Source organism: Actinocorallia populi, assembly GCF_002995495.1.
GTDB lineage: Bacteria > Actinomycetota > Actinomycetes > Streptosporangiales > Streptosporangiaceae > Actinocorallia > Actinocorallia populi.
The window spans coordinates 207186-228373 of sequence record NZ_PVZV01000009.1 but is presented as its reverse complement, the minus strand read 5'-3'; the positions used below and the strand labels follow the sequence as shown (position 1 = coordinate 228373).

General features: G+C 67.5%; 33 protein-coding genes. 1 reads left to right on the top strand and 32 read right to left on the bottom strand.

Annotated elements, in window-relative coordinates:
* Positions 1 to 88: 88 nt before the first annotated feature.
* Positions 89 to 202: a 50S ribosomal protein L36 gene (rpmJ, locus tag C2865_RS32245; protein WP_106402415.1), complete on the bottom strand. Its 114-nt coding sequence runs from the start codon at positions 200 to 202 to the stop codon at positions 89 to 91.
* Between the two features lie 76 nt (positions 203 to 278).
* A complete protein-coding gene (gene infA, locus C2865_RS32240) occupies positions 279 to 500 on the bottom strand; it encodes a translation initiation factor IF-1 (protein ID WP_106402414.1) in 222 nt (73 codons plus the stop codon).
* Between the two features lie 326 nt (positions 501 to 826).
* On the opposite strand from infA, the gene C2865_RS32235 reads away from it, so the two are divergent.
* Positions 827 to 1372 (top strand): hypothetical protein, encoded by a 546-nt coding sequence (locus C2865_RS32235; RefSeq protein ID WP_106402413.1) that lies wholly within the window; start codon positions 827 to 829, stop codon positions 1370 to 1372.
* Between the two features lie 22 nt (positions 1373 to 1394).
* Here C2865_RS32235 and C2865_RS32230 read toward each other — a convergent pair whose 3' ends face one another.
* From C2865_RS32230 to C2865_RS40320, 30 genes are all read right to left on the bottom strand, one after another.
* On the bottom strand, positions 1395 to 1847 hold the full coding sequence (locus tag C2865_RS32230) for a DUF1707 SHOCT-like domain-containing protein (protein ID WP_106402412.1): 453 nt from the start codon (positions 1845 to 1847) through the stop codon (positions 1395 to 1397).
* Positions 1848 to 1874: 27 nt separating this feature from the next.
* Positions 1875 to 2675, bottom strand: coding sequence for a type I methionyl aminopeptidase (map, locus tag C2865_RS32225; RefSeq protein WP_232835916.1), 801 nt, complete (start codon positions 2673 to 2675; stop codon positions 1875 to 1877).
* 40 nt (positions 2676 to 2715) lie between these two features.
* Positions 2716 to 3360, bottom strand: a complete 645-nt coding sequence (locus C2865_RS32220; protein ID WP_106402410.1) for an adenylate kinase — start codon at positions 3358 to 3360, stop codon at positions 2716 to 2718.
* Positions 3360 to 4661, bottom strand: a complete 1302-nt coding sequence (gene secY / locus C2865_RS32215) for a preprotein translocase subunit SecY (RefSeq protein ID WP_106402524.1) — start codon at positions 4659 to 4661, stop codon at positions 3360 to 3362. Before secY ends, C2865_RS32220 begins: the two co-directional genes overlap by 1 nt.
* A 152-nt stretch (positions 4662 to 4813) precedes the next feature.
* A complete protein-coding gene (rplO, locus tag C2865_RS32210) occupies positions 4814 to 5260 on the bottom strand; it encodes a 50S ribosomal protein L15 (protein ID WP_106402409.1) in 447 nt (148 codons plus the stop codon).
* A complete protein-coding gene (gene rpmD, locus C2865_RS32205; protein WP_106402408.1) occupies positions 5257 to 5442 on the bottom strand; it encodes a 50S ribosomal protein L30 in 186 nt (61 codons plus the stop codon). The genes rplO and rpmD overlap by 4 nt, the downstream gene beginning before the upstream one ends.
* Positions 5439 to 6077, bottom strand: coding sequence for a 30S ribosomal protein S5 (rpsE, locus tag C2865_RS32200; RefSeq protein ID WP_106402407.1), 639 nt, complete (start codon positions 6075 to 6077; stop codon positions 5439 to 5441). Before rpsE ends, rpmD begins: the two co-directional genes overlap by 4 nt.
* Before the next feature lie 34 nt (positions 6078 to 6111).
* Positions 6112 to 6498, bottom strand: coding sequence for a 50S ribosomal protein L18 (rplR, locus tag C2865_RS32195; protein ID WP_106402406.1), 387 nt, complete (start codon positions 6496 to 6498; stop codon positions 6112 to 6114).
* Between the two features lie 2 nt (positions 6499 to 6500).
* Entirely contained in the window at positions 6501 to 7037 is a 537-nt protein-coding gene (gene rplF / locus C2865_RS32190) for a 50S ribosomal protein L6 (protein WP_106402405.1), read from the bottom strand.
* Positions 7038 to 7054: 17 nt separating this feature from the next.
* On the bottom strand, positions 7055 to 7453 hold the full coding sequence (gene rpsH / locus C2865_RS32185; protein ID WP_106402404.1) for a 30S ribosomal protein S8: 399 nt from the start codon (positions 7451 to 7453) through the stop codon (positions 7055 to 7057).
* Positions 7454 to 7643: 190 nt separating this feature from the next.
* Positions 7644 to 7829 carry a type Z 30S ribosomal protein S14 gene (locus C2865_RS32180; protein WP_106402403.1) on the bottom strand — a complete coding sequence of 62 codons (186 nt, stop codon included), beginning with the start codon at positions 7827 to 7829 and terminating at the stop codon, positions 7644 to 7646.
* Between the two features lie 2 nt (positions 7830 to 7831).
* The gene (gene rplE / locus C2865_RS32175; protein ID WP_106402402.1) at positions 7832 to 8401 is read right to left on the bottom strand and encodes a 50S ribosomal protein L5; all 570 of its coding nucleotides are present in this window, start codon (positions 8399 to 8401) and stop codon (positions 7832 to 7834) included.
* A 1-nt stretch (position 8402) separates the two neighbouring features.
* Entirely contained in the window at positions 8403 to 8705 is a 303-nt protein-coding gene (gene rplX / locus C2865_RS32170) for a 50S ribosomal protein L24 (RefSeq protein WP_106402401.1), read from the bottom strand.
* The gene (rplN, locus tag C2865_RS32165; RefSeq protein ID WP_106402400.1) at positions 8705 to 9073 is read right to left on the bottom strand and encodes a 50S ribosomal protein L14; all 369 of its coding nucleotides are present in this window, start codon (positions 9071 to 9073) and stop codon (positions 8705 to 8707) included. The genes rplX and rplN overlap by 1 nt, the downstream gene beginning before the upstream one ends.
* A 136-nt stretch (positions 9074 to 9209) precedes the next feature.
* On the bottom strand, positions 9210 to 9488 hold the full coding sequence (gene rpsQ, locus C2865_RS32160) for a 30S ribosomal protein S17 (protein ID WP_106402399.1): 279 nt from the start codon (positions 9486 to 9488) through the stop codon (positions 9210 to 9212).
* Positions 9485 to 9715, bottom strand: coding sequence for a 50S ribosomal protein L29 (gene rpmC, locus C2865_RS32155; protein ID WP_106402398.1), 231 nt, complete (start codon positions 9713 to 9715; stop codon positions 9485 to 9487). Before rpmC ends, rpsQ begins: the two co-directional genes overlap by 4 nt.
* Complete coding sequence (gene rplP / locus C2865_RS32150; protein ID WP_106402397.1) at positions 9715 to 10131, bottom strand: 50S ribosomal protein L16; 417 nt, start codon at positions 10129 to 10131, stop codon at positions 9715 to 9717. Before rplP ends, rpmC begins: the two co-directional genes overlap by 1 nt.
* 5 nt (positions 10132 to 10136) lie before the next feature.
* Positions 10137 to 10976, bottom strand: a complete 840-nt coding sequence (rpsC, locus tag C2865_RS32145) for a 30S ribosomal protein S3 (RefSeq protein ID WP_106402396.1) — start codon at positions 10974 to 10976, stop codon at positions 10137 to 10139.
* Positions 10976 to 11347, bottom strand: a complete 372-nt coding sequence (rplV, locus tag C2865_RS32140) for a 50S ribosomal protein L22 (protein WP_106402395.1) — start codon at positions 11345 to 11347, stop codon at positions 10976 to 10978. Before rplV ends, rpsC begins: the two co-directional genes overlap by 1 nt.
* Before the next feature lie 28 nt (positions 11348 to 11375).
* Positions 11376 to 11657 carry a 30S ribosomal protein S19 gene (gene rpsS, locus C2865_RS32135; RefSeq protein WP_106402394.1) on the bottom strand — a complete coding sequence of 94 codons (282 nt, stop codon included), beginning with the start codon at positions 11655 to 11657 and terminating at the stop codon, positions 11376 to 11378.
* 8 nt (positions 11658 to 11665) lie between these two features.
* Positions 11666 to 12499 (bottom strand): 50S ribosomal protein L2, encoded by an 834-nt coding sequence (rplB, locus tag C2865_RS32130; RefSeq protein ID WP_106402393.1) that lies wholly within the window; start codon positions 12497 to 12499, stop codon positions 11666 to 11668.
* 38 nt (positions 12500 to 12537) lie between these two features.
* Positions 12538 to 12837, bottom strand: coding sequence for a 50S ribosomal protein L23 (gene rplW / locus C2865_RS32125; RefSeq protein WP_106402392.1), 300 nt, complete (start codon positions 12835 to 12837; stop codon positions 12538 to 12540).
* Positions 12834 to 13439, bottom strand: a complete 606-nt coding sequence (gene rplD / locus C2865_RS32120) for a 50S ribosomal protein L4 (RefSeq protein WP_106402391.1) — start codon at positions 13437 to 13439, stop codon at positions 12834 to 12836. Before rplD ends, rplW begins: the two co-directional genes overlap by 4 nt.
* The gene (gene rplC / locus C2865_RS32115) at positions 13436 to 14092 is read right to left on the bottom strand and encodes a 50S ribosomal protein L3 (RefSeq protein WP_106402390.1); all 657 of its coding nucleotides are present in this window, start codon (positions 14090 to 14092) and stop codon (positions 13436 to 13438) included. Before rplC ends, rplD begins: the two co-directional genes overlap by 4 nt.
* A 13-nt stretch (positions 14093 to 14105) precedes the next feature.
* Positions 14106 to 14414: a 30S ribosomal protein S10 gene (rpsJ, locus tag C2865_RS32110; RefSeq protein WP_012854632.1), complete on the bottom strand. Its 309-nt coding sequence runs from the start codon at positions 14412 to 14414 to the stop codon at positions 14106 to 14108.
* A gap of 210 nt (positions 14415 to 14624) precedes the next feature.
* A complete protein-coding gene (tuf, locus tag C2865_RS32105; protein ID WP_106402389.1) occupies positions 14625 to 15818 on the bottom strand; it encodes an elongation factor Tu in 1194 nt (397 codons plus the stop codon).
* Between the two features lie 88 nt (positions 15819 to 15906).
* Complete coding sequence (gene fusA / locus C2865_RS32100) at positions 15907 to 18018, bottom strand: elongation factor G (RefSeq protein WP_106402388.1); 2112 nt, start codon at positions 18016 to 18018, stop codon at positions 15907 to 15909.
* Positions 18019 to 18059: 41 nt separating this feature from the next.
* On the bottom strand, positions 18060 to 18530 hold the full coding sequence (gene rpsG, locus C2865_RS32095) for a 30S ribosomal protein S7 (RefSeq protein ID WP_106402387.1): 471 nt from the start codon (positions 18528 to 18530) through the stop codon (positions 18060 to 18062).
* Positions 18530 to 18904 (bottom strand): 30S ribosomal protein S12, encoded by a 375-nt coding sequence (gene rpsL, locus C2865_RS32090; RefSeq protein ID WP_019632621.1) that lies wholly within the window; start codon positions 18902 to 18904, stop codon positions 18530 to 18532. The genes rpsG and rpsL overlap by 1 nt, the downstream gene beginning before the upstream one ends.
* Positions 18905 to 19501: 597 nt before the next feature.
* Positions 19502 to 21157, bottom strand: a complete 1656-nt coding sequence (locus tag C2865_RS40320) for a hypothetical protein (RefSeq protein ID WP_106402386.1) — start codon at positions 21155 to 21157, stop codon at positions 19502 to 19504.
* Positions 21158 to 21188: the final 31 nt, after the last annotated feature.

Below are 21188 nucleotides of genomic sequence, written 5' to 3'. Positions count from 1 at the left end.
GGGGGTCACTCGCCCGTATCCGTGCCGTGGGCACGGACGTGGCGAATTGCGGCATGTTCTCAGTTGTGGCGGTGCGTGAAAACGAGTCTCAGCCCTGACGCTGCTTGTGGCGCGGGTCCTGGCAGATCACCATGACGCGGCCGTGCCGGCGGATGACGCGGCACTTGGAGCAGATCTTCTTGACACTCGGCTTGACCTTCACTGGGTCTCCTAGCTTGTTGCGCAGGGTCATTCCCGCCTGCCACAGCGGAAAAGGCAACCCCAGTCGGCTTGCTTGTCTACTTGTAGCGGTAGACGATCCGACCCCGAGTCAGGTCGTAGGGAGAGAGCTCCACCACGACCCGGTCGTCGGGCAGGATCCGGATGTAGTGCATCCGCATCTTGCCGCTGATGTGCGCGAGGACCTTGTGCCCGTTGTCGAGCTCTACCTTGAACATCGCGTTCGGGAGAGACTCGATGACAACGCCCTCGATCTCGATGGCGCCTTCCTTCTTGGCCATGGCCTCCGCGCTTCGCTGATCGGTTTCGTCTGCCTTCCCGGAAGCCCCGTCCCACACGGCTCTCACCGATGTGACGAGGAGTTCTCCGGGACGTCCAGCCCATCCCTGGCACTGCGCCGAGGGTGGATGCAGGATCCGCCGCAGCAATGCGAGACAAGTTCACCTTGCCCCGCTTCACGCGAGCATGATGATCCGACACTGGACCGAATGATGAGTCTACGCGACGCGCCCGCGTTTGCGAAATCAACCGGACACGTAGCAGCGTCTCACCGCCGCCACGCCCTTACCGGCTTTCACACCACGCTCGGGCGCTGTACGTTTCAACCATGGCGGCTTATGACTTCGAACTGGTCCTCAGCAGACCAGTGTTCGAGCATGAGCTCGATCCATTGTTCGAACGCACCCAAGGATACGTCACCGTCGCCTGTGTGCGGTCCGCCGCCGAGGTGACCGGACCGGGCCAGGCCAGATGCCACTGGGACGCGCCCTCCCTGGCCGCCGCGGTGATCGAGGTGATCAACCAGGTGGAGGCGGCGGTCCCCGGCATCGTCATCCGGCGGGCGGAGGCCGATCCGCTGCTGGCCCTGCGGGAGATCGCCGAGCGGGTGGGCCGCACCTTCGAGTCGGTCCGCCTGGCGAGTACCGGCCAGCGCGGCCCCGGCGGCTTCCCCAAGCCCGAGACCCACCGGTTGTGGCGCTGGTCCCATGTCGCGGCCTGGTACGGGGTCGAGGACCACGTCCTGGACGAGGCGGGCCCCACCATCCGGGCGGTCAACGGCTGGCTCGCCCTGCGCGAGGTGGTGCCGGAACTGGCGCCCGACCCGCGCGCCCTGGTCTCCGCGCTCACCCGCGCGATCCGCGCCACCGCCTGACGGACGCCCGCGGCCGCGCCGGTCAGTCCCCGTCCGAGCGGGGCCTGCCGAAGAGGGTCCACGCCAGCAGCCCCGCGCCCCACGGCCCGGCCACCCACAGGAACCAGAGGTTCGTCCAGTCGCCGCCGGCCACGCTGGAGAGCAGCCAGATCGTGAAGATGATCAGGTTGGTCGTGCCCCAGGCCGCCCAGCCCGCCCGCAGGCCGCCGTCCTCCCGCTTCTGCAGATCGGCGGGGGTGCGCACCGCGGGGACGGAGTCCTTGGCGGCCGGCAGCGGAAGGTCGTAGAGGTCCTGCTCGGGGAGGTCCGCGGTGAGCTGCTGCAGCCCGCCCATCGTCCGCGCCTCATACACCGCGTCCAGGCGCTCGTTGAGCTCCTCCTGGGTGAGGCGGCCCTGCGCGTAGTTCTCCCGGAGGATCTCCGCGCACTGGTCACGGTCGCGGTCGGACGCCCGCATCTCCGGATTCTGCGGCATCCGAGTCCCTCCTCAACGTCTTCACCGTCAGGGCAATTGTGCGATGCGTTCCTGCCAGCCTTCAAGCGCGGTCAGCACCTGCGGCCCCTCCGGGGTGATCGCCACCGTGTGCTCGAAGTGCGCCGAGGGGCTGGCGTCGACCGTGACGACCGTCCAGCCGTCCTCGAGTTCGTGGGTGCCGGGCGCGCCGAGGTTGATCATCGGCTCGATCGCGAACACCATGCCGGGGATCAGCTTCAGCCCGCTGCCGCGGCGCCCCACGTTGGGGATGAAGGGCTCCATGTGCATCTCGGTGCCGATCCCGTGCCCGCCGTAGCCCTCGACGATGCCGTAGCGGCCCTGAGCGCGCACGTAAGAGGCGACCGCGTGCCCGATGTCCCCCAGGTTGCCCCCGGCCCTGCAGGCGGCCATACCCCGCCACAGGGACTCCTCGGTCACCGTCAGCAGCTCCGCCACGTCCGGGGCGACCTCGCCCACCGGGACGGTGACGGCCGCGTCGCCGTGCCAGCCGTCCACGATCGCGCCGCAGTCGATCGAGACGATGTCCCCTTCCTTGAGGACCTTCTCGTCGCTGGGGATGCAGTGGACGATCTCCTCGTTGACCGAGGTGCACAGCGTCGCCGGGAAGGGGGTGATCGGCCCTGGTACGCCGATGAAGGACGGGATGCCACCGCCGCCTCGGATGTTGTCCTCGGCCAGCCGGTCCAGGTCCTTGGTGGTGACTCCCGGCTTGACCGCCGCGGCCACCAGTTCCAGGGTCTCGCCGACCAGCCGGCCGGCGACCCGCATGAGCTCGATCTGCTCAGGCGTCTTCACCTGGATGCGCATCCGTCTTCTGAACACCCGTCCCCCCCTGCTGCTGTCTTGCCTACGCCGGACGGAGCGCGGCGAGCGCGCGAGCGGTGACGTCCTCCACCGAACCGGTGGCGTCGATCCCCGCGAGCACGCCTTCCTTCTCGTAGAACTCCACGAGCGGCTCGGTCTGTTCCTTGTAGACCTCGAGCCGGTGCCGGACGACCTCTTCCTTGTCGTCGTCCCGCTGGAAGAGCCTGCCGCCGCAGTCGTCGCAGACGTCGTCGCGGCCCTCGTCGAAGTCGACGTGCCAGATCCGGCCGCACTGTCCGCAGGTGCGGCGGCCCGACAGCCGGCGGACGACCTCCTCCTCGTCCACGACGAGTTCGAGGACCTTGTCCACGGCCTGGCCGTTGTCGGCCAGCATGTCGCGCAGCGTCTCCGCCTGGGGGACGTTGCGCGGGAAGCCGTCGAGCAGGAAGCCGCTCACGGCGTCCGGCTGGGCGATCCGGTCGCGGACCATGGCGACCGTCACCTCGTCCGGGACCAGGTCGCCCTTGTCCATGTACTGCTTGGCGAGGATGCCGAGCTCGGTTCCGCCGCTCACGTTGGCGCGGAAGATGTCACCTGTCGAGATTTTCGGGATCGACAGATGGGATGCGATGAACTGGGCCTGAGTTCCCTTGCCCGCTCCGGGGGGGCCCACCAGCACGATGCGCACTAGCGGAGGAATCCTTCATAGCTACGCTGCTGGAGCTGCGATTCGATCTGCTTCACGGTGTCCAACCCAACGCCGACGATGATCAGGATGCTGGTGCCACCGAAGGGGAAGTCCTGCGCTGCGCCGACGAGCGCGAACGCCACCATCGGGATGAGGGCGACCAGACCCAGGTAGAGCGCGCCGGGAGCGGTGATCCTGCTGAGTACGAAGTCGAGGTACTCGGCCGTGGGCCGCCCCGGACGGATACCCGGGATGAAACCACCGTACTTCTTCATGTTGTCGGCTACTTCAGTGGGGTTGAACGTGATGGCCACGTAGAAGTAGGTGAAGAAGATGATCAGGGCGAACGTGACGGCCATGTTCACCGGGTTGTCCTGCGCCATGTAGGCCAGGATGTACTTGGCGAGGAACTCGTTGTTCGGCCAGAGCTGACCCGCCAGCTGCGGCAGGTACAGCAGCGACGAGGCGAAGATCACAGGGATGATGCCGGCCTGGTTGACCTTCAGCGGGATGTAGGTCGAGGTCCCGCCGTACATCCGGCGGCCGACCATGCGCTTGGCGTACTGCACGGGGACGCGGCGCTGCGCCTGCTCGACGAACACCACCGAGGCCACGATCGCCAGACCCACCAGGATCACGATCGTGAAGATGAAGCCGCCCTTGGTGCGGAAGATGTTCGCGAACTGCTGCGGGAACGTCGCGACGACCTGCGTGAAGATGAGGATCGACATGCCGTTGCCGATGCCGCGGTCGGTGACGAGCTCGCCCAGCCACATGATGACGGCCGTACCGGCGGTCATCACGATCACCATCGAGATGATGGTGAACAGGTCGGTGTTGTAGAGCAGGTCCCCGGTGTTCTGGCCCTGGAACAGGTTGCCGGTGGCGGCCATGGCCACGATGCCGGTCGACTGCAGGATCGCCAGCCCGATCGTCAGGTACCGGGTGTACTGCGTGATCTTGGTGGTGCCGGACTGGCCCTCCTTCTTGAGGGCCTCCAGCCGCGGGATCACCACGGTGAGCAGCTGGATGATGATGCTCGCGGTGATGTAGGGCATGATGCCCAGCGCGAACACCGACAGCTGCAGCAGCGCTCCGCCGCTGAACAGGTTGATGAGCGAGTAGAGGTTCTTGTTCTCTCCGCTCTCGGCGGCGTCCAGCGCCGCCTTGACCGCGCCGACATCGACGCCGGGCGTCGGGAGCAGCGACCCGATCCGGAAGACGACGATGATCAGAAGCGTGAAGAGTATCTTCTTGCGCAGGTCAGGCGTCTTGAACGCCCTAGCGATAGCGGTGAGCACCATTCCTCCTGCGCGTGTGTACCTGGTCAGACAGCATGGGAACCCAAGCCTAGGATGACGCGGCTCACAGTCGGAGCCCGTCGAATGCTAACAGCAGACGAAGCCGGGGCCGACCCTCCAACGATGGACGGCCAGCCCCGGTTCCGCATGAATCAGACCTGCTCGACGGACCCGCCGGCAGCGATGATCTTCTCCTGGGCGGATCCGGAGAAGGCGTTGACCTTCACCTGGACCGCCACGGAGATCTCACCGGTGCCGAGGATCTTGACCGGACGGCCGGAGCGCACAGCGCCCTTGGCCGCCAGGTCCTCGGCGGTGACCTCGCCGCCCGAGGGGTAGAGCTCGGACAGCTTGTCCAGGTTGACCACCTGGAACTCGACCCGGTTCGGGTTCTTGAAGCCCTTGAGCTTCGGAACCCGCCGGATCAGCGGCATCTGGCCGCCCTCGAAGCCGACCGGCACGGTGTTGCGGGCCTTGGTGCCCTTGGTACCGCGGCCGGCGGTCTTGCCCTTGGACGCCTCGCCCCGACCCTTGCGGGTCTTCTTCTTGTTGGCGCCCGGAGCCGGCTTGAGGTCGTGGACCTTCAGAGCCTCGCTCATGACTGGACCTCCTCCACCTTCACCAGGTGGGCAACGGTGCGGATCAGGCCGACGACCTCGGGCTTGTCCTCGCGAACGACGCTCTGGCCGATCTTCTTGAGGCCCAGGGTCCGCAGCGAGTCCCGCTGGTTCTGCTTCTCACTGATCACAGACTTGATCTGCGTGATCTTGAGCTGGGTCATGACGTCACCTCGGCCTTCGCGGCCTCCAGGCCGGCGGCGCGGGCCCGCAGCAGAGCCGCGGGAGCCACGTCCTCCAGAGGCAGGCCGCGCTTGGCGGCGATCTCCTCCGGACGCTTCAGCTGCTTGAGCGCCGTCACCGTCGCGTGGACGATGTTGATGGCGTTCGAGGAGCCGAGCGACTTGGACAGGACGTCCTGGATGCCGGCGGCCTCCAGCACGGCGCGCACCGGGCCACCGGCGATGACACCGGTACCGGGGCTGGCCGGCTTGAGCAGCACGACGCCCGCGGCGGCCTCGCCCTGGACCCGGTGCGGGATGGTGCCCTGGATCCTGGGGACCTTGAAGAAGTTCTTCTTGGCCTCTTCGACGCCCTTGGCGATCGCGGCCGGAACTTCCTTCGCCTTGCCGTAACCGACGCCGACGGTGCCGTTGCCGTCGCCCACGATCACCAGGGCGGTGAAGCTGAAGCGACGACCGCCCTTCACGACCTTGGCGACACGGTTGATCGCGACGACGCGCTCGATGTACGACGTGCCCTTGTCGGCGCCACCGCGGCGGTCGTCACGGCGTCCGTCGCGGCCACCCTGACGACGCTCGCCGCCCTGGCCGCCTCCGCGACTGGGAGCAGCTGCCATTAGTGGTTCCTCTTCTCAGACGTGATCGTGGGGGTCACAGTGCGAGACCCCCTTCGCGAGCGCCGTCCGCGACGGCGGCCACGCGGCCGTGGTACTTGTTGCCGGCGCGGTCGAAGACGACCGCCTCGACGCCCACGGCCTTGGCGCGCTCGGCGACGAGCTTGCCGACCTCATGCGACTTGGCGGTCTTGTCGCCCTCGGCGGCGCGCAGCGCGGCCTCCATGGTCGAGGCGGACGCGACGGTCTTGCCGACCGTGTCGTCCACGACCTGGACGAAGACGTGCTTGGTCGAACGGGTCACGATGAGCCGCGGGCGCGTAGCCGTGCCGACGACCTTCTTGCGGACCCGAAGGTGACGACGCTTGCGGGAGGAGGCCCGCTTGCTCGTTCCCTTCCGGAACAGGCCCTTGGTGCCAGCCATGACTACTTACCAGCCTTTCCGACCTTGCGGCGGATGTGCTCGCCCTGGTAGCGCACACCCTTGCCCTTGTACGGGTCGGGCTTGCGCAGCTTGCGAATGTTCGCCGCGACCTCGCCGACCTTCTGCTTGTCGATGCCCTCGACCTTGAACAGGGTCGGCTTCTCGACCGTGAAGGTGATGCCGTCGGGCGCCTTCACCAGGATCGGGTGGCTGTAGCCCAGCGAGAACTCCAGGTCCTTGCCCTTGGCCACGACGCGGTAGCCGACGCCCTGGATCTCGAGGGTCTTGACATAGCCCTGGGTGACACCCTCGACCATGTTGGAGATGAGCGTCCGGGTCAGGCCGTGCAGCCCTCGGACGGTGTTGATGTCGTTGGGACGGGTGACCGTGATCACGCCGTTCTCCAGCTCGGCCTTGATCGGCTCTGCGATCGTGTGCTCGAGCGTGCCCTTCGAACCCTTGACCGTGACCTGCTGGCCATCGATCTTGACCTCGACTCCGCTGGGAACGGAGATGGGCAGACGTCCAATGCGAGACATGTCTGTTCCTCCTTCCGTTACCAGACGTAGGCGAGGACTTCGCCGCCCACGCCGCGCTTGCCCGCCTGCTTGTCGGTCATCAGACCGGAGGACGTCGAGATGATCGCGACGCCCAGTCCGCCCAGGACCTTCGGCAGGTTGTCCTTCTTCGCGTAAACCCGGAGACCGGGCTTGGAGACGCGCTTGATGCCGGCGATGGAACGCTCGCGGGTCGGCCCGAACTTCAGGTCGATCACGAGCTTCTTGCCCACTTCGGCATCCTCGACGTGCCATCCCGAGATGTAGCCCTCCTGCTGGAGGATCTCGGAGATGTGCGCCTTGATCTTCGAGTACGGCATCCCCACGGTGTCGTGGTAAGCCGAGTTCGCGTTACGCAGACGCGTGAGCATGTCTGCGATCGGGTCGGTCATCGTCATGGCCTGCTGGCCCTTCCTCACTGCGGTTTCCAGCTGCCCCGGCGCACCCTGTGCGGGTACCGGGACCCTACGGACCTTCAGCGTGGTCATGGGCGCCTTCAGAAAGCGGCGCCCGGACTTGTTGTACGTACGGTACGCGATCCGCACCGCGACCGCCGAATCGGCGGCCGCCGTGCGGGACCAGCGTGTTCTACCAGCTCGACTTGGTGATGCCGGGCAGCTCGCCCCGGTGCGCCATCTCCCGGAAGCAGACACGGCACAGGCCGAACTTGCGGTAGACGGAGTGCGGGCGGCCGCAGCGGGAGCAGCGGGTGTAGCCGCGCACCTTGAACTTCGGCTTGCGAGCAGCCTTGGCGATCAGAGCGGTCTTCGCCATTCTCAGGCCTCCTTGAACGGGAAGCCGAGGAGCTTCAGCAGCGCCCGGCCCTCATCGTCGTTCTTCGCGGTCGTCACGATGGTGATGTCCATACCGCGCTGACGGTCGACCTTGTCGACGTCCACCTCGTGGAACATGACCTGCTCGGTCAGACCGAAGGTGTAGTTGCCGTTGCCGTCGAACTGCTTGGGCGACAGGCCGCGGAAGTCACGGATACGCGGCAGCGCCAGGGTCAGCAGCCGGTCCAGGAACTCCCACATGCGGTCGCCGCGCAGCGTGACGTGCGCGCCGATCGGCATGCCCTCGCGCAGCTTGAACTGCGCGATGGACTTCTTGGCCCGGGCCACGGCCGGCTTCTGGCCGGTGATGGCGGTGAGGTCCTTGACGGCACCCTCGATCAGCTTGGCGTCACGGGCCGCCTCGCCGACGCCCATGTTCACCACGATCTTGGTCAGGCCGGGGATCTGCATGACGTTCGCGTAACCGAACTGCTCCTGCATGGCCTGCTTGATCTCTTCGCGGTACCGCAGCTTGAGCCGCGGCTGCGGGATCTCGACGGAAGTCTCGGTCATCTCAGATCTCCTTGCCGGTGCGACGCGAGATCCGGACCTTCTTGCCGTCTTCGTCGATGCGGTAGCCCACGCGGGTCGGCTTGCCGTCCTCGGCCAGCGCGACGTTGCTCACGTGCAGCGGCGCCTCGACGGTGACGATCCCGCCGCCCTTGCCCTGGGCGTCCACCTTGGTGTTCTTCTTGATGAGGTTGGCGCCCTCGACCGTCACGCGTTCGCGCTTGAGGTCGACGGCGATGACCTTGCCGGTCGCGCCCTTGGACTTGCCGGCGATGACGACGACCTCGTCGCCCTTCTTGATCTTCATCACAGCACCTCCGGCGCGAGCGAGACGATGCGCATGAACTTCTTGTCACGCAGCTCGCGGCCGACCGGGCCGAAGATGCGGGTGCCGCGCGGGTCCCCGCCGTCCTTGATGAGTACGGCCGCGTTCTCGTCGAAACGAATGTAGGAACCGTCGGGACGACGGACTTCCTTACGCGTACGGACGACGACGGCCTTGACCACGTCGCCCTTCTTCACACCGGCCGCGGGAAGGGCGTCCTTCACCGTGGCGACGATGATGTCGCCGATGCCCGCATAGCGCCGACCAGAGCCGCCGAGAACACGGATGCAAAGGATCTCCTTCGCACCGGTGTTGTCGGCGACCTTGAGTCGCGACTCCTGCTGGATCACTTCTAACTCCTGTGGGTTCTCACCGGTTCTCCACCCAGCGGTGGAGCCTGGTGGATTTGCCCCCGGGCGCCAGGCCCGGGGGGGAGTGCGGGGGGAAGGAATCCCCCCGCGGTCTCCAGTTTCATGTGGCCGGTTGTTACTTGGCCTTCTCGAGGATCTCGACGACGCGCCAGCGCTTGGTGGCCGACAGCGGACGGGTCTCCATCAGGCGGACCCGGTCGCCGACGCCGCAGGCGTTGGCCTCGTCGTGAGCCTTGTACTTGGTCGTACGGCGGATGATCTTGCCGTACAGCCGGTGCTTGACGCGGTCCTCGACGGCGACGACGACGGTCTTGTCCATCTTGTCGCTGACGACCAGGCCCTCACGGACCTTCCGGTTGCCCCGCACCTCGGTGCTCTCGGTCGTCTCGCTCACTTCTCGTCCTCCTCGGCAACGGTGACGATGCCGAGCTCTCGCTCCCGCATCACGGTGTAGATGCGGGCGATCTCACGCTTGACCGTCCGCAGCCGCCCGTGGTTCTCCAGCTGACCGGTAGCCGCCTGGAACCGGAGGTTGAAAAGCTCCTCCTTGAATTCCTTCAGCTTGGTCACCAGCTCGTCCTCGGGCTGGGTGCGCAGGTCGTCGACGGTCTTGCTCGCCATTACTCGCCCACCTCCCTCTTCACGATCCGGCACTTCATGGGCAGCTTGTGGATGGCGCGGGTGAGCGCCTCACGAGCGATTTCTTCGTTCGGGTAGGACAGCTCGAACATCACCCGGCCGGGCTTGACGTTGGCGATCCACCACTCGGGGGAACCCTTACCGGAACCCATGCGGGTCTCGGCGGGCTTCTTGGTCAGCGGACGGTCCGGGAAGATGTTGATCCAGACCTTGCCACCGCGCTTGATGTGACGCGTCATGGCGATACGGGCGGACTCGATCTGCCGGTTGGTCACGTAGTGACCCTCGACAGCCTGGATGCCGTACTCGCCGAAGGTCACCTTCGTACCGCCCTTGGCCATTCCACGGCGCTTCGGGTGGTGCTGCTTACGGTGCTTGACCCTGCGAGGGATCAGCATTGAATTCAGCTCCCCTCAGGCGCCTGGGTCGCCTCGGGGGCGGCCGGCGCGGTGTTCTCTGCGTTCTGCTGACGGGGGGCGCGCTCGCCGCCGCCGCGGCGCGCACCGCCACGGCTCGGACGCTCGCCGCCACGGCCGCGGCGCTCGCCGCCACGGCGCTCGCCACCGCCGCCGGCACCGGCGCGCTGGGCCGCGGCCCGCTGCTCGCGCTCGGCGCGGGTCGGCGCGGCGTCACCCTTGTAGATCCAGACCTTCACGCCGATGCGGCCGAAGGTGGTGCGGGCCTCGTAGAAGCCGTAGTCGATGTCCGCGCGCAGGGTGTGCAGCGGCACCTGGCCCTCGCGGTAGAACTCCGAGCGGGACATCTCCGCGCCGCCGAGACGACCGGAGCACTGGACCTTGATGCCCTTGGCGCCGGACTTCATCGTGGACTGGATCGCCTTGCGCATGGCGCGACGGAACGCGACACGGCTGGACAGCTGCTCGGCCACGCCCTGGGCGACCAGCTGCGCGTCCATCTCGGGGTTCTTGACCTCGAGGATGTTCAGCTGGACCTGCTTGCCGGTCAGCTTCTCCAGGTCGCCCCGGATGCGGTCGGCCTCCGCGCCGCGGCGGCCGATGACGATGCCCGGCCGGGCGGTGTGGATGTCCACGCGGACGCGGTCACGGGTGCGCTCGATCTCCACCTTGGAGATGCCGGCCCGGTCCATGCCCTTGGTGAGCATGCGACGGATCGCGACGTCTTCCTTGATGTAGTCCTTGTAGAGCTTGTCGGCGTACCAACGGCTCTTGAAGTCGGTCGTGATGCCCAGGCGGAACCCGTGCGGGTTGATCTTCTGCCCCACTACCGGGCCCTCCTTGTCTTCTTGACCGGCGCGCCGTCCTCGACGGATTCGAGGACCACGGTGATGTGGCTGGTGCGCTTGTTGATGCGGTACGCGCGACCCTGCGCACGCGGACGGAACCGCTTGAGGGTCGGACCCTCGTCAACCCAGGTCCGGGCCACGACCAGCGTGTCCTCGGCGAGGTTGAAGTTGTGGGTGGCGTTGGCGACGGCGCTGTTGAGCACCTTGCCGACCGGCTCGCTGGCTGCCTGGGGGGCGAAGCGCAGCACAGCCTGAGCCTCCGCGGCCGGCAGGCCACGGATGAGGTCCACCACACGGCGGGCCTTCCTGGGCGTGACGCGGACGAACCGCGCCTGGGCCCTGGCTTCCATGACTGTTCCTCTCATCTGATTGCTGCGCTCAGCCTCGGCGGCTGCGGCGGTCTTCCTTGACGTGGCTGCGGAACGTGCGGGTGAGCGCGAACTCGCCCAGCTTGTGCCCGACCATCGAATCGCTGATGAACACCGGGACGTGCTTGCGGCCGTCGTGCACGGCGATCGTGTGACCGATCATCTCCGGCACGATCATGGAGCGCCGCGACCACGTCTTGATGACGCTGTGAGTCCCCTTCTCGTTCTGGGCTTCCACCTTTTTCATCAGGTGGTCGTCCACGAAGGGGCCCTTCTTAAGGCTACGTGGCATGACGACTCCTACCGCTTCTTGTTGCTGCGACGACGGACGATCAGCTTGTCGCTGGGCTTGCCGGACTTGCGGGTCCGGCCTTCCTTCTGGCCCCACGGGCTGACCGGGTGGCGTCCACCGGAGGTCTTGCCCTCACCACCACCGTGCGGGTGGTCGATCGGGTTCATGGCCACACCGCGGACGGTCGGGCGCTTGCCCTTCCAGCGCATACGGCCGGCCTTGCCCCAGTTGATGTTGGACTGCTCGGCGTTGCCGACCTCGCCCACCGTCGCGCGGCAGCGGACGTCGACCTTGCGCATCTCGCCGGACGGCATGCGCAGGGTGGCGTACATGCCCTCCTTGGCCAGCAGCTGGGCGCCGGAACCCGCGGAGCGGGCCAGCTTGGCCCCGCCGCCCGGACGCAGCTCGATGGCGTGCACGACGGTACCCGCCGGGATGTTGCGCAGCGGGAGGCAGTTGCCGGGCTTGATGTCGGCGCCGACGCCGTTCTCCACCACGTCGCCCTGGCCGAGGCCCTGCGGCGCGAGGATGTAGCGCTTCTCACCGTCCGCGTAGTGCAGCAGCGCGATGCGCGCGGTGCGGTTGGGGTCGTACTCGATGTGCGCGACCTTGGCGGGGACGCCGTCCTTGTCCGCCCGACGGAAGTCGATGAGGCGGTAGGCGCGCTTGTGGCCGCCACCGTGGTGGCGGGTGGTGATGCGGCCGTGGTTGTTACGGCCGCCCTTCTTGGGGAGCGGTCGCAGCAGCGACTTCTCCGGCTCGCTGCGCGTGACCTCGACGAAGTCGGCCACGCTGGAGCCACGACGACCCGGAGTCGTCGGCTTGTACTTACGGATGCCCATCTTTTTCGTTCATCCCATCCAGTTCGGTGCCTGCGGCCTTACGCCTGCGGCCCGAAAATGTCGATCCGCTCGCCTTCCGCCAGGCTGACGATGGCGCGCTTGGTGTCCTTGCGCTTGCCGTAGCCGAAGCGGGTCCGCTTGCGCTTGCCCTGCCGGTTGATGGTGTTCACGCCGACGACCTTGACGCCGAAGATCTGCTCCACCGCCTGGCGGATCTGGACCTTGTCGGCGTTGGGGTCGACGAGGAACGTGTACTTGCCCTCGTCCAGCAGCCCGTAGGACTTCTCGGACACGACCGGCGCGAGAAGGATGTCCCGAGGGTCGTAGATCCTGCTCACTTCGCACTCCCCTTGGCGTGGGCGAGGAACTCCTCGTAGCCCTTCTCGGTGAACACGATGTCGTCATTGACCATGACGTCGTAGGTGTTCAGCTGGTCGGCGACGATGACGTGCACGCTCGGCTCGTTGCGCAGCGACTTCCAGGTGAGGTCGTCCTCGCGGTCCAGGACCACCAGGACGCGCACGGCCTGGGTGACCTCGCGCAGGGCCTTCAGCGCGGCGCTGGTCTTGGGGGTCTCCCCCTCGACCAGGGCGTCGACGACGTGGACCTGGCCGACGCGGGCGCGGTCGCTGAGCGCGCCGCGCAGCGCGGCCGCCTTCATCTTCTTGGGCGTCTTCTGGCTGTAGTCGCGCGGCTGCGGGCCGTGGACGACGCCACCGCCGGCGAACTGCGGCGCGCGGGTCGAGCCCTGGCGGGCGCGGCCGGTGCCCTTCTGGCGGTACGGCTTCCTGCCGCCGCCGCGGACCTCGCCACGGGTCTTCGTCTTGTGCGTACCCTGGCGGGCGGCGGCGAGCTGGGCCACCACGACCTGGTGGATCAGCGGGACGTTGACCTTGGCCTCGAAGATCTCCGGAGCCAGTTCGACGTTGGCCTTCGTCATGACTGGGCCTCCATCTTCTTCACAGCGTTGCGGACCAGGACCAGGCCGCCGTTGGGGCCGGGGACCGCACCCTTGATCAGGATGAGGTTCTTCTCGGCGTCCACGGAGTGCACGGTGAGGTTCTGGATGGTCTTGCGCGCGGAGCCCATGCGGCCGGCCATGCGCAGGCCCTTGAAGACGCGGCCCGGGGTCGCGCAGCCGCCGATGGAGCCCGGCGAGCGGTGCTTGCGCTGGACGCCGTGACCGGCGCCCAGGCCGGCGAAGCCGTGGCGCTTCATGACGCCGGCGAAGCCCTTGCCCTTGCTCGTGCCGGTCACGTCGATCTTCTGCCCGGCCTCGAAGGTCGAGACGAGGACTTCCTGACCGAGGGTGTACTCGGCGGCATCGTCGGTGCGCAGCTCGACGAGGTAGCGGCGCGGCGTGACGCCGGCCTTCTCGAAGTGCCCTGCCAGCGGCTTGTTGACCTTACGCGGGTCGATCTGCCCGAAGCCGAGCTGAACGGCGCTGTAGCCGTCCGTCTCGCTCGAGCGGACCTGCGTGACGACGTTCGGTCCGGCGAGGACGACGGTCACCGGAACGATCCGGCCCTCATCGTCGTAGACCTGGGTCATCCCGAGCTTCTCGCCCAGGACGCCCTTCCTGTTGGTGCTCATGGTGTTGTGATCCTCAGAGCTTGATCTCGATGTCCACACCCGCGGGGAGGTCGAGCCGCATGAGCGAGTCGACCGTCTTGGGGGTGGGGTCGATGATGTCGATCAGCCGCTTGTGCGTGCGCATCTCGAAGTGCTCGCGGCTGTCCTTGTACTTGTGCGGCGAGCGGATGACGCAGTACACGTTCTTCTCGGTCGGCAGCGGTACCGGGCCGGCGACCTTGGCGCCCGTCCGCGTCACCGTCTCAACGATCTTCTTCGCCGAGCTGTCAATGACCTCGTGGTCGTAGGCCTTGAGCCGGATGCGGATCTTCTGTCCCGCCATGGTGCCCTCGGTATCCTTTGCTGCTCAAGCGAGGAGCGTGGACTCCCCGCTTATACCTCCCGCTCTCACGAGAGGCGGGCTGACGTGTCAAAGCGAGTGCTCTCGCACTCGCGCGTATCCCTGTCCAGGGACAAGGTTCAATCATATGCAACCGCGGGGGTACCTTCCGCCGAACGGGGCACTCCCCCGCGGTCACATATGTGGTGCTGCCTACTTGAGGATCTTGGTGACGCGACCCGCGCCGACCGTCCGGCCACCCTCACGGATGGCGAACTTCAGGCCCTCTTCCATGGCGACCGGCTGGATGAGCTCGACGCGCATCTCGGTGTTGTCGCCCGGCATGACCATCTCGGTGCCCTCGGGGAGGTTCACCACACCGGTCACGTCGGTGGTGCGGAAGTAGAACTGCGGGCGGTAGTTGTTGAAGAACGGGGTGTGGCGGCCGCCCTCGTCCTTGCCCAGGATGTAGACCTGGGCCTCGAACTCGGTGTGCGGGGTGTTGGTGCCCGGCTTGATGACACACTGGCCGCGCTCGACGTCCTCGCGCTTGATGCCGCGCAGCAGGAGGCCGACGTTGTCGCCCGCCTGGCCCTGGTCGAGGAGCTTGCGGAACATCTCCACACCGGTGACGGTGGTGGAGGTGCTCTTCTCCTTGATGCCGATGATGTCGACGACCTCGTTGACGTTGACGACACCGCGCTCGATGCGGCCGGTGACGACGGTGCCGCGGCCGGTGATCGAGAAGACGTCCTCGATCGGCATCAGGAACGGCTTCTCGGTGTCGCGCTCGGGCTGCGGGACGTTCTCGTCCACGGCCTTCATGAGCTCGAGGATGGACTGGGTCCACTTCTCGTCGCCCTGCAGCGCCTGGTAGGCGGAGATGCGCACGACCGGCAGGTCGTCGCCCGGGAACTCCTGGTCGCTCAGCAGCTCACGGACCTCGAGCTCGACGAGCTCCAGGATCTCCTCGTCGTCCACCATGTCGCACTTGTTCAGCGCGACGACGATGTAGGGCACGCCGACCTGGCGGGCGAGCAGCACGTGCTCGCGGGTCTGCGGCATCGGGCCGTCGGTGGCCGCCACGACCAGGATCGCGCCGTCCATCTGGGCGGCACCGGTGATCATGTTCTTGACGTAGTCCGCGTGACCCGGGCAGTCGACGTGGGCGTAGTGCCGGGACTCGGTCTGGTACTCGACGTGCGCGATCGAGATGGTGATACCGCGCTCGCGCTCCTCGGGAGCCTTGTCGATGTCCTCGAACGGCGTGAACGGGTTGACGTCCGGGTAGGCGTCGTGCAGCACCTTGGTGATCGCCGCGGTAAGGGTGGTCTTACCGTGGTCGATGTGACCGATGGTGCCGATGTTTACGTGCGGCTTCGTCCGCTCGAACTTGGCCTTCGCCACGAGGTTCTCCTCAGTGATTCTGACTTGGTCCATCCCCCACTGGCGTGGGGTGCAGGTCTGTCTGGCTTGGTGGTGCCCAGGCCGCGGGCTATTCGCCCTTGGCCTTGGCGATGATCTCCTGCGCGACGTTCGAGGGAACCTCGGCGTAGGAGTCGAACTGCATGCTGAAAACAGCCCGGCCCTGGGTCTTGCTGCGCAGGTCACCCACGTAGCCGAACATCTCCGAGAGCGGTACGAGCGCTCGGACGATACGGGCGCCGTGCGACTCGTCCATGGCCTGGATCTGGCCGCGGCGGCTGTTCAGGTCGCCGATCACGTCGCCCATGTTGTCCTCGGGCGTGGTGACCTCGACCGCCATGACCGGCTCGAGCAGCGCGGGGGTCGCCCGGCGGGCGGCCTCCTTGAACGCCATCGAACCGGCGACCTTGAAGGCCATCTCCGAGGAGTCGACCTCGTGGTAGGCACCGTCGAGGAGGGTGACCTTCACGCCCACCATCGGGTAGCCCGCGAGGACGCCGAACTCCGCGGCCTCCTGGCAGCCGGCGTCCACCGACGGGATGTACTCCCGGGGGATGCGGCCACCGGTGACCTTGTTGACGAACTCGTAGCCGTCGCTGCCGCCGCCGATCGGCTCCAGCGTGATGATCACTCGGCCGAACTGGCCGGAGCCACCCGTCTGCTTCTTGTGGGTGTACTCGACCTTCTCGACCTTCTTGGTGATCGTCTCGCGGTAGGCGACCTGCGGACGGCCGATGTTGGCGTCGACCTTGAACTCGCGCTTCATCCGGTCGACGAGGATCTCCAGGTGGAGCTCGCCCATGCCGGAGATGACGGTCTGGCCGGTCTCCTCATCGGTGTGGACCCGGAAGGACGGGTCCTCCTCGGCCAGCCGCTGGATGGCGGTGCCCAGCTTCTGCTGGTCGGCCTTGGTCTTGGGCTCGATCGCCACGTCGATGACCGGGTTCGGGAAGCTCATCGACTCCAGGACCACGGGGTTCTTGTCGTCGCAGAGCGTCTCGCCCGTGGTGGTCTGCTTGAGACCCATGACGGCGACGATGTCGCCGGCGCCCACGCGGTCGATCTCCTCACGCTTGTTGGCGTGCATGCGGTAGATCTTGCCGATGCGCTCCTTCTTGTCCCGAACGGAGTTCAGGACGGAGGAGCCGGACTCCAGCACGCCGGAGTAGACGCGCACGAAGGTCAGCTTGCCCAGGTGCGGGTCGGACATGATCTTGAAGGCCAGGCCGGAGAAGGGCTCGTCCTCGCTCGGCTGACGGGCGATGACGGTGTCCTCGTCGCCCATCTTGTGGCCCTCGATCGCCTCGATGTCCAGCGGCGACGGCAGGTACCGGATGATGGCGTCCAGCAGCGGCTGCACACCCTTGTTCTTGAAGGCGGTGCCGCAGAACACGGGGGTCAGCTTGGCGGCCAGGGTCGCCCGGCGGATGCCGGCCATGAGCTGCTCGATGGAGGGCTCCTCGCCCTCCAGGTACAGCTCCATGAGCTCGTCGTCGTTCTCGGAGAGCGTCTCGATGAGCTGGGCGCGGGCCTCCTCGGCGGCGTCGGCCATGTCGGCCGGGATGTCCGCCTCGTTGTACATCTCGCCCAGCTTGGCCTCGGCGTTCCACACCAGGGCCTTCATCTTGACCAGGTCGATGACGCCCAGGAAGTCCGCCTCGGCGCCGATCGGCAGCTGCATGACCAGCGGAATCGCGTTGAGGCGGTTCACGATCATGTCCACGCAGCGGTGGAAGTCGGCGCCGGTGCGGTCCAGCTTGTTGACGAAGCAGATGCGCGGAACGCCGTAGCGGTCGGCCTGACGCCACACGGTCTCGGACTGCGGCTCGACACCGGCCACACCGTCGAAGACGGTGACGGCGCCGTCCAGGACGCGCAGCGAGCGCTCCACCTCGACGGTGAAGTCGACGTGGCCCGGAGTGTCGATGATGTTGATGGTGTGCTCGACGTTCTCGACCGGCCACTTGCAGGTCACCGCGGCGGAGGTGATCGTGATGCCGCGCTCCTGCTCCTGCTCCATCCAGTCGGTGGTCGCAGCGCCGTCGTGGACCTCGCCGATCTTGTAGCTCATGCCCGTGTAGTACAGGATGCGCTCGGTCGTCGTGGTCTTGCCGGCATCGATGTGGGCCATGATCCCGATGTTGCGGACCTTGGAGAGGTCCACACCGGTCTTAGCAGCCATGGTGCTCGCGTCCTTGCTCTCGTGGGTTCGGCCGGCCGCTGCTACCAGCGGTAGTGGGCGAAGGCCTTGTTGGAGTCGGCCATCTTGTGGGTGTCCTCGCGCTTCTTGACCGAGGCGCCGAGGCCGTTGGAGGCGTCGAGCAGCTCGTTCATCAGACGCTCGGTCATGGTCTTCTCGCGGCGGGCGCGGGAGTAGGTGACCAGCCAGCGCAGCGCCAGGGTGGTGCTGCGGGCCGGGCGGACCTCGACCGGGACCTGGTAGGTGGCGCCACCGACGCGGCGGGACTTGACCTCGATGGTCGGCTTGACGTTGTCGAGAGCGCGCTTGAGCGTGACGACCGGGTCGTTGCCGGTCTTCTCGCGGCAGCCTTCGAGGGCGTTGTAGACGATGCGCTCGGCGATGGAGCGCTTGCCGTCCAGCAGGATCTTGTTGACCAGGCTGGTGACCAGCGGGGAGTTGTACACCGGGTCAGCGACCAGTACGCGCTTGCCCGCAGGGCCCTTACGCGGCATTAGCTCTTCTCCTTCTTCGCGCCGTAGCGGCTGCGCGCCTGCTTGCGGTTGCGGACGCCCTGGGTGTCCAGCGAACCGCGGATGATCTTGTAGCGAACACCGGGCAGGTCCTTAACACGACCGCCGCGCACGAGCACGATGGAGTGCTCCTGCAGGTTGTGCCCGACACCGGGGATGTACGCGGTGACCTCGATGCCACTGGTCAGGCGGACACGGGCGACCTTGCGCAGAGCCGAGTTCGGCTTCTTGGGCGTCGTCGTGTAAACACGCGTGCAAACACCGCGGCGCTGAGGGCTCCCCTTCAGCGCGGGTGTCTTGTTCTTGGTCACCTTGTCCTGGCGGCCCTTGCGGACCAGCTGCTGGATTGTGGGCACCGCTTCTCCGTCTTCCTTCGTCGTACCGGGCCCGGCCTCCGCGACCGGGTGAGCATGGTCGGTCCACGCTCTGTTTTGTATGCGCGAGTCACACCCGGAATTTTTCGTCCGCGCATAACCCTGATCAGCCACGTTCGCACGTCTCTGACCTGCAGGTTTACTTGCTTCACCGACCCCCGTGGTCGGGCGTGTCGCGCCGTCCGTGACCCGTCCGGCTCCATAGCAGGAGCCCACCGAGCCGGGGGAGTGATCTACGCCGCTCTCCCGGCTGCCTCCGGCCGCCTTACGAGAGCACGCATGCGAGCCCGCGCAGCGCGGGCACGAAGGAAGAGAGTACCCAACGCCTCACCCGAGGTCAAAGCGAATGGGCATTACCGGTTGGAAGGCCTCTCGCGCAACCTTGGCGGGACGGGTTCCAGGGCTCGGGTCCGTTCCCCCGCTGCTCGCACACGGACCCATCGACATGAAGAACGCAGGTCTCCGAGATGAAAGTTCCCGTCTGTCCGGGAAAAGAGAAGAGACCCGTATGTCATGAAGATCATACGGGTCCCCGCGCTTCGGCCTCCGGCACGGCCGGTGCCGGGCGTGTCGGCCGGGCTAGATGAGGAACGCCGCCACTATCACGATGACCGCCACCAGGGCGACCAGACCGAGCCAGATCCAGATCTTGTTGGAGCCGCCCTCCTCGGCCGCCTCCGCCTGCTGGGGCTTCTGCTGCCCGTACTGCTCGGGCTGGCCGTAAGGCTGCTGCCCGTAGGCGGGCTGCTGGCCGTAGGGCTGGTCCTGCTGCTGGCCGTACTGCTGCTGGGGCTGCTGATCCTGCTGCTGCCCGTAGGCGGCCTGCTGGCCGTAGGGCTGCTGGCCGTACTGCTCGGGCTGGCCGTAGGGCTGCTGGGACTGCTGCCCGTAGGACTGCTGCTGCGCCTGCTGGCCGTACTGCTCCTGCGCCTGGCCATAGGGCTGCTGGGGCTGCCCGTAGGACTGCTGCTCCTGCGGCTGTTGCCCGTAGGGCTGTTCCTGGGGCTGCTGACTGTAGGGCTGTTCCTGGGGCTGCTGACCGTAGGGCTGTTCCTGGGGCTGCTGGCCGTACTGCTCCTGGGGCTGCCCGTACGCGGCCTGCTGGCCGTAGGACGGCTGCGCCTGCTGGGCGTACGGGTCCTGGCCGAACTGGCCGGGGGTGAACGCCTGGGTGGCGTCCTCGTCCTGGGCCTGCGGCTGGACCGGCTGCGGCTGCTGCTGCCAGTCGCGGGCGCTGAAGTCCATCCTGGTCTCGCCGCCCACCGGGGCGGACGGGGCGCCCTGCGCGGGCGCGCCGTAGGGGGAGGACTCGCCGGCCTGCGGCGCCTCGGGCTCGGCGGGCCTGCCGGTCACCAGCGGGATGTCGGGACGGACGGGCTGCTGGACGAAGACCGTCGGCGCCGCCTCCTCCACCTGGGGGGAGCCCGGCTGGGGCTCGGGAGCGCGGTGCCGTCCGAGCTCCGGGCGGGGCACCGGGGCCGTGCCCCACGGGTCCTCGTTCCCCGCGGGCTCCTTCGCCGTCTCGTACGGGGACGGGGCGGGCTGCTCCTGCTGCGCGGGCGGCTGGAACGGCTGCGGCGGCGGGAAGGCCGAGGGCTCCTGGAGCGGCGCGAAACCACCGGTGTCACCGGAACGGATCGGAGCGAAGCCACCGGTGTCGCCGGAGCGGACCGGGGGGAAACCGCCGGTGTCACCCGAACGGTAGGGCGCGGAGGGCTGCTCCGCGGGCGGCGGCTGGAACGCCGGAGGCTGCTCCGCGGGGGCCTGGAACGCGGGAGGCTGCTCCGCGGGCGGCTGTTCCGCCGGGGCCTGGAACGCCGGAGGCTGGAACGCGGGCGGCTGGGCCGGCTGCGGGGGTGCGAACGCCCCGGGCTGCGGAGCGGGCGGCGCGAAGGCGCCGGGCTGCTCGGCCTGGGGCTGCTGGTAGGCGGCCGGCGGGGCGAAGGGCTGCTGCTCCGCGGGCGGCTGGTAGGCCGGCTGCTGGGGCTGCTGCTGCCAGCCCTGGGGCGCCTGCGGGGGCTGCCAGGAGGGCTGCTCCGGCTGCGGCGCAGGCTGTGCGGGCTCGGCGGGCGGCTGGGCCGGCGGCCGGGGGGTGCGAAGCTGCGGCGCACCGAAGACCACCGTGCGCTCGCCCGCGGGGCGGGTGGGCGGATCGTCCTGGTCGGGTACGGCGGGCTGTTCGGCCGACGCCGGCTCTTCGGGCGACGGCCACTGCGGGCCGTTCTGCTCGGTCATCGGTAGGCTCCTCACAGCACCGGGTTCTGGT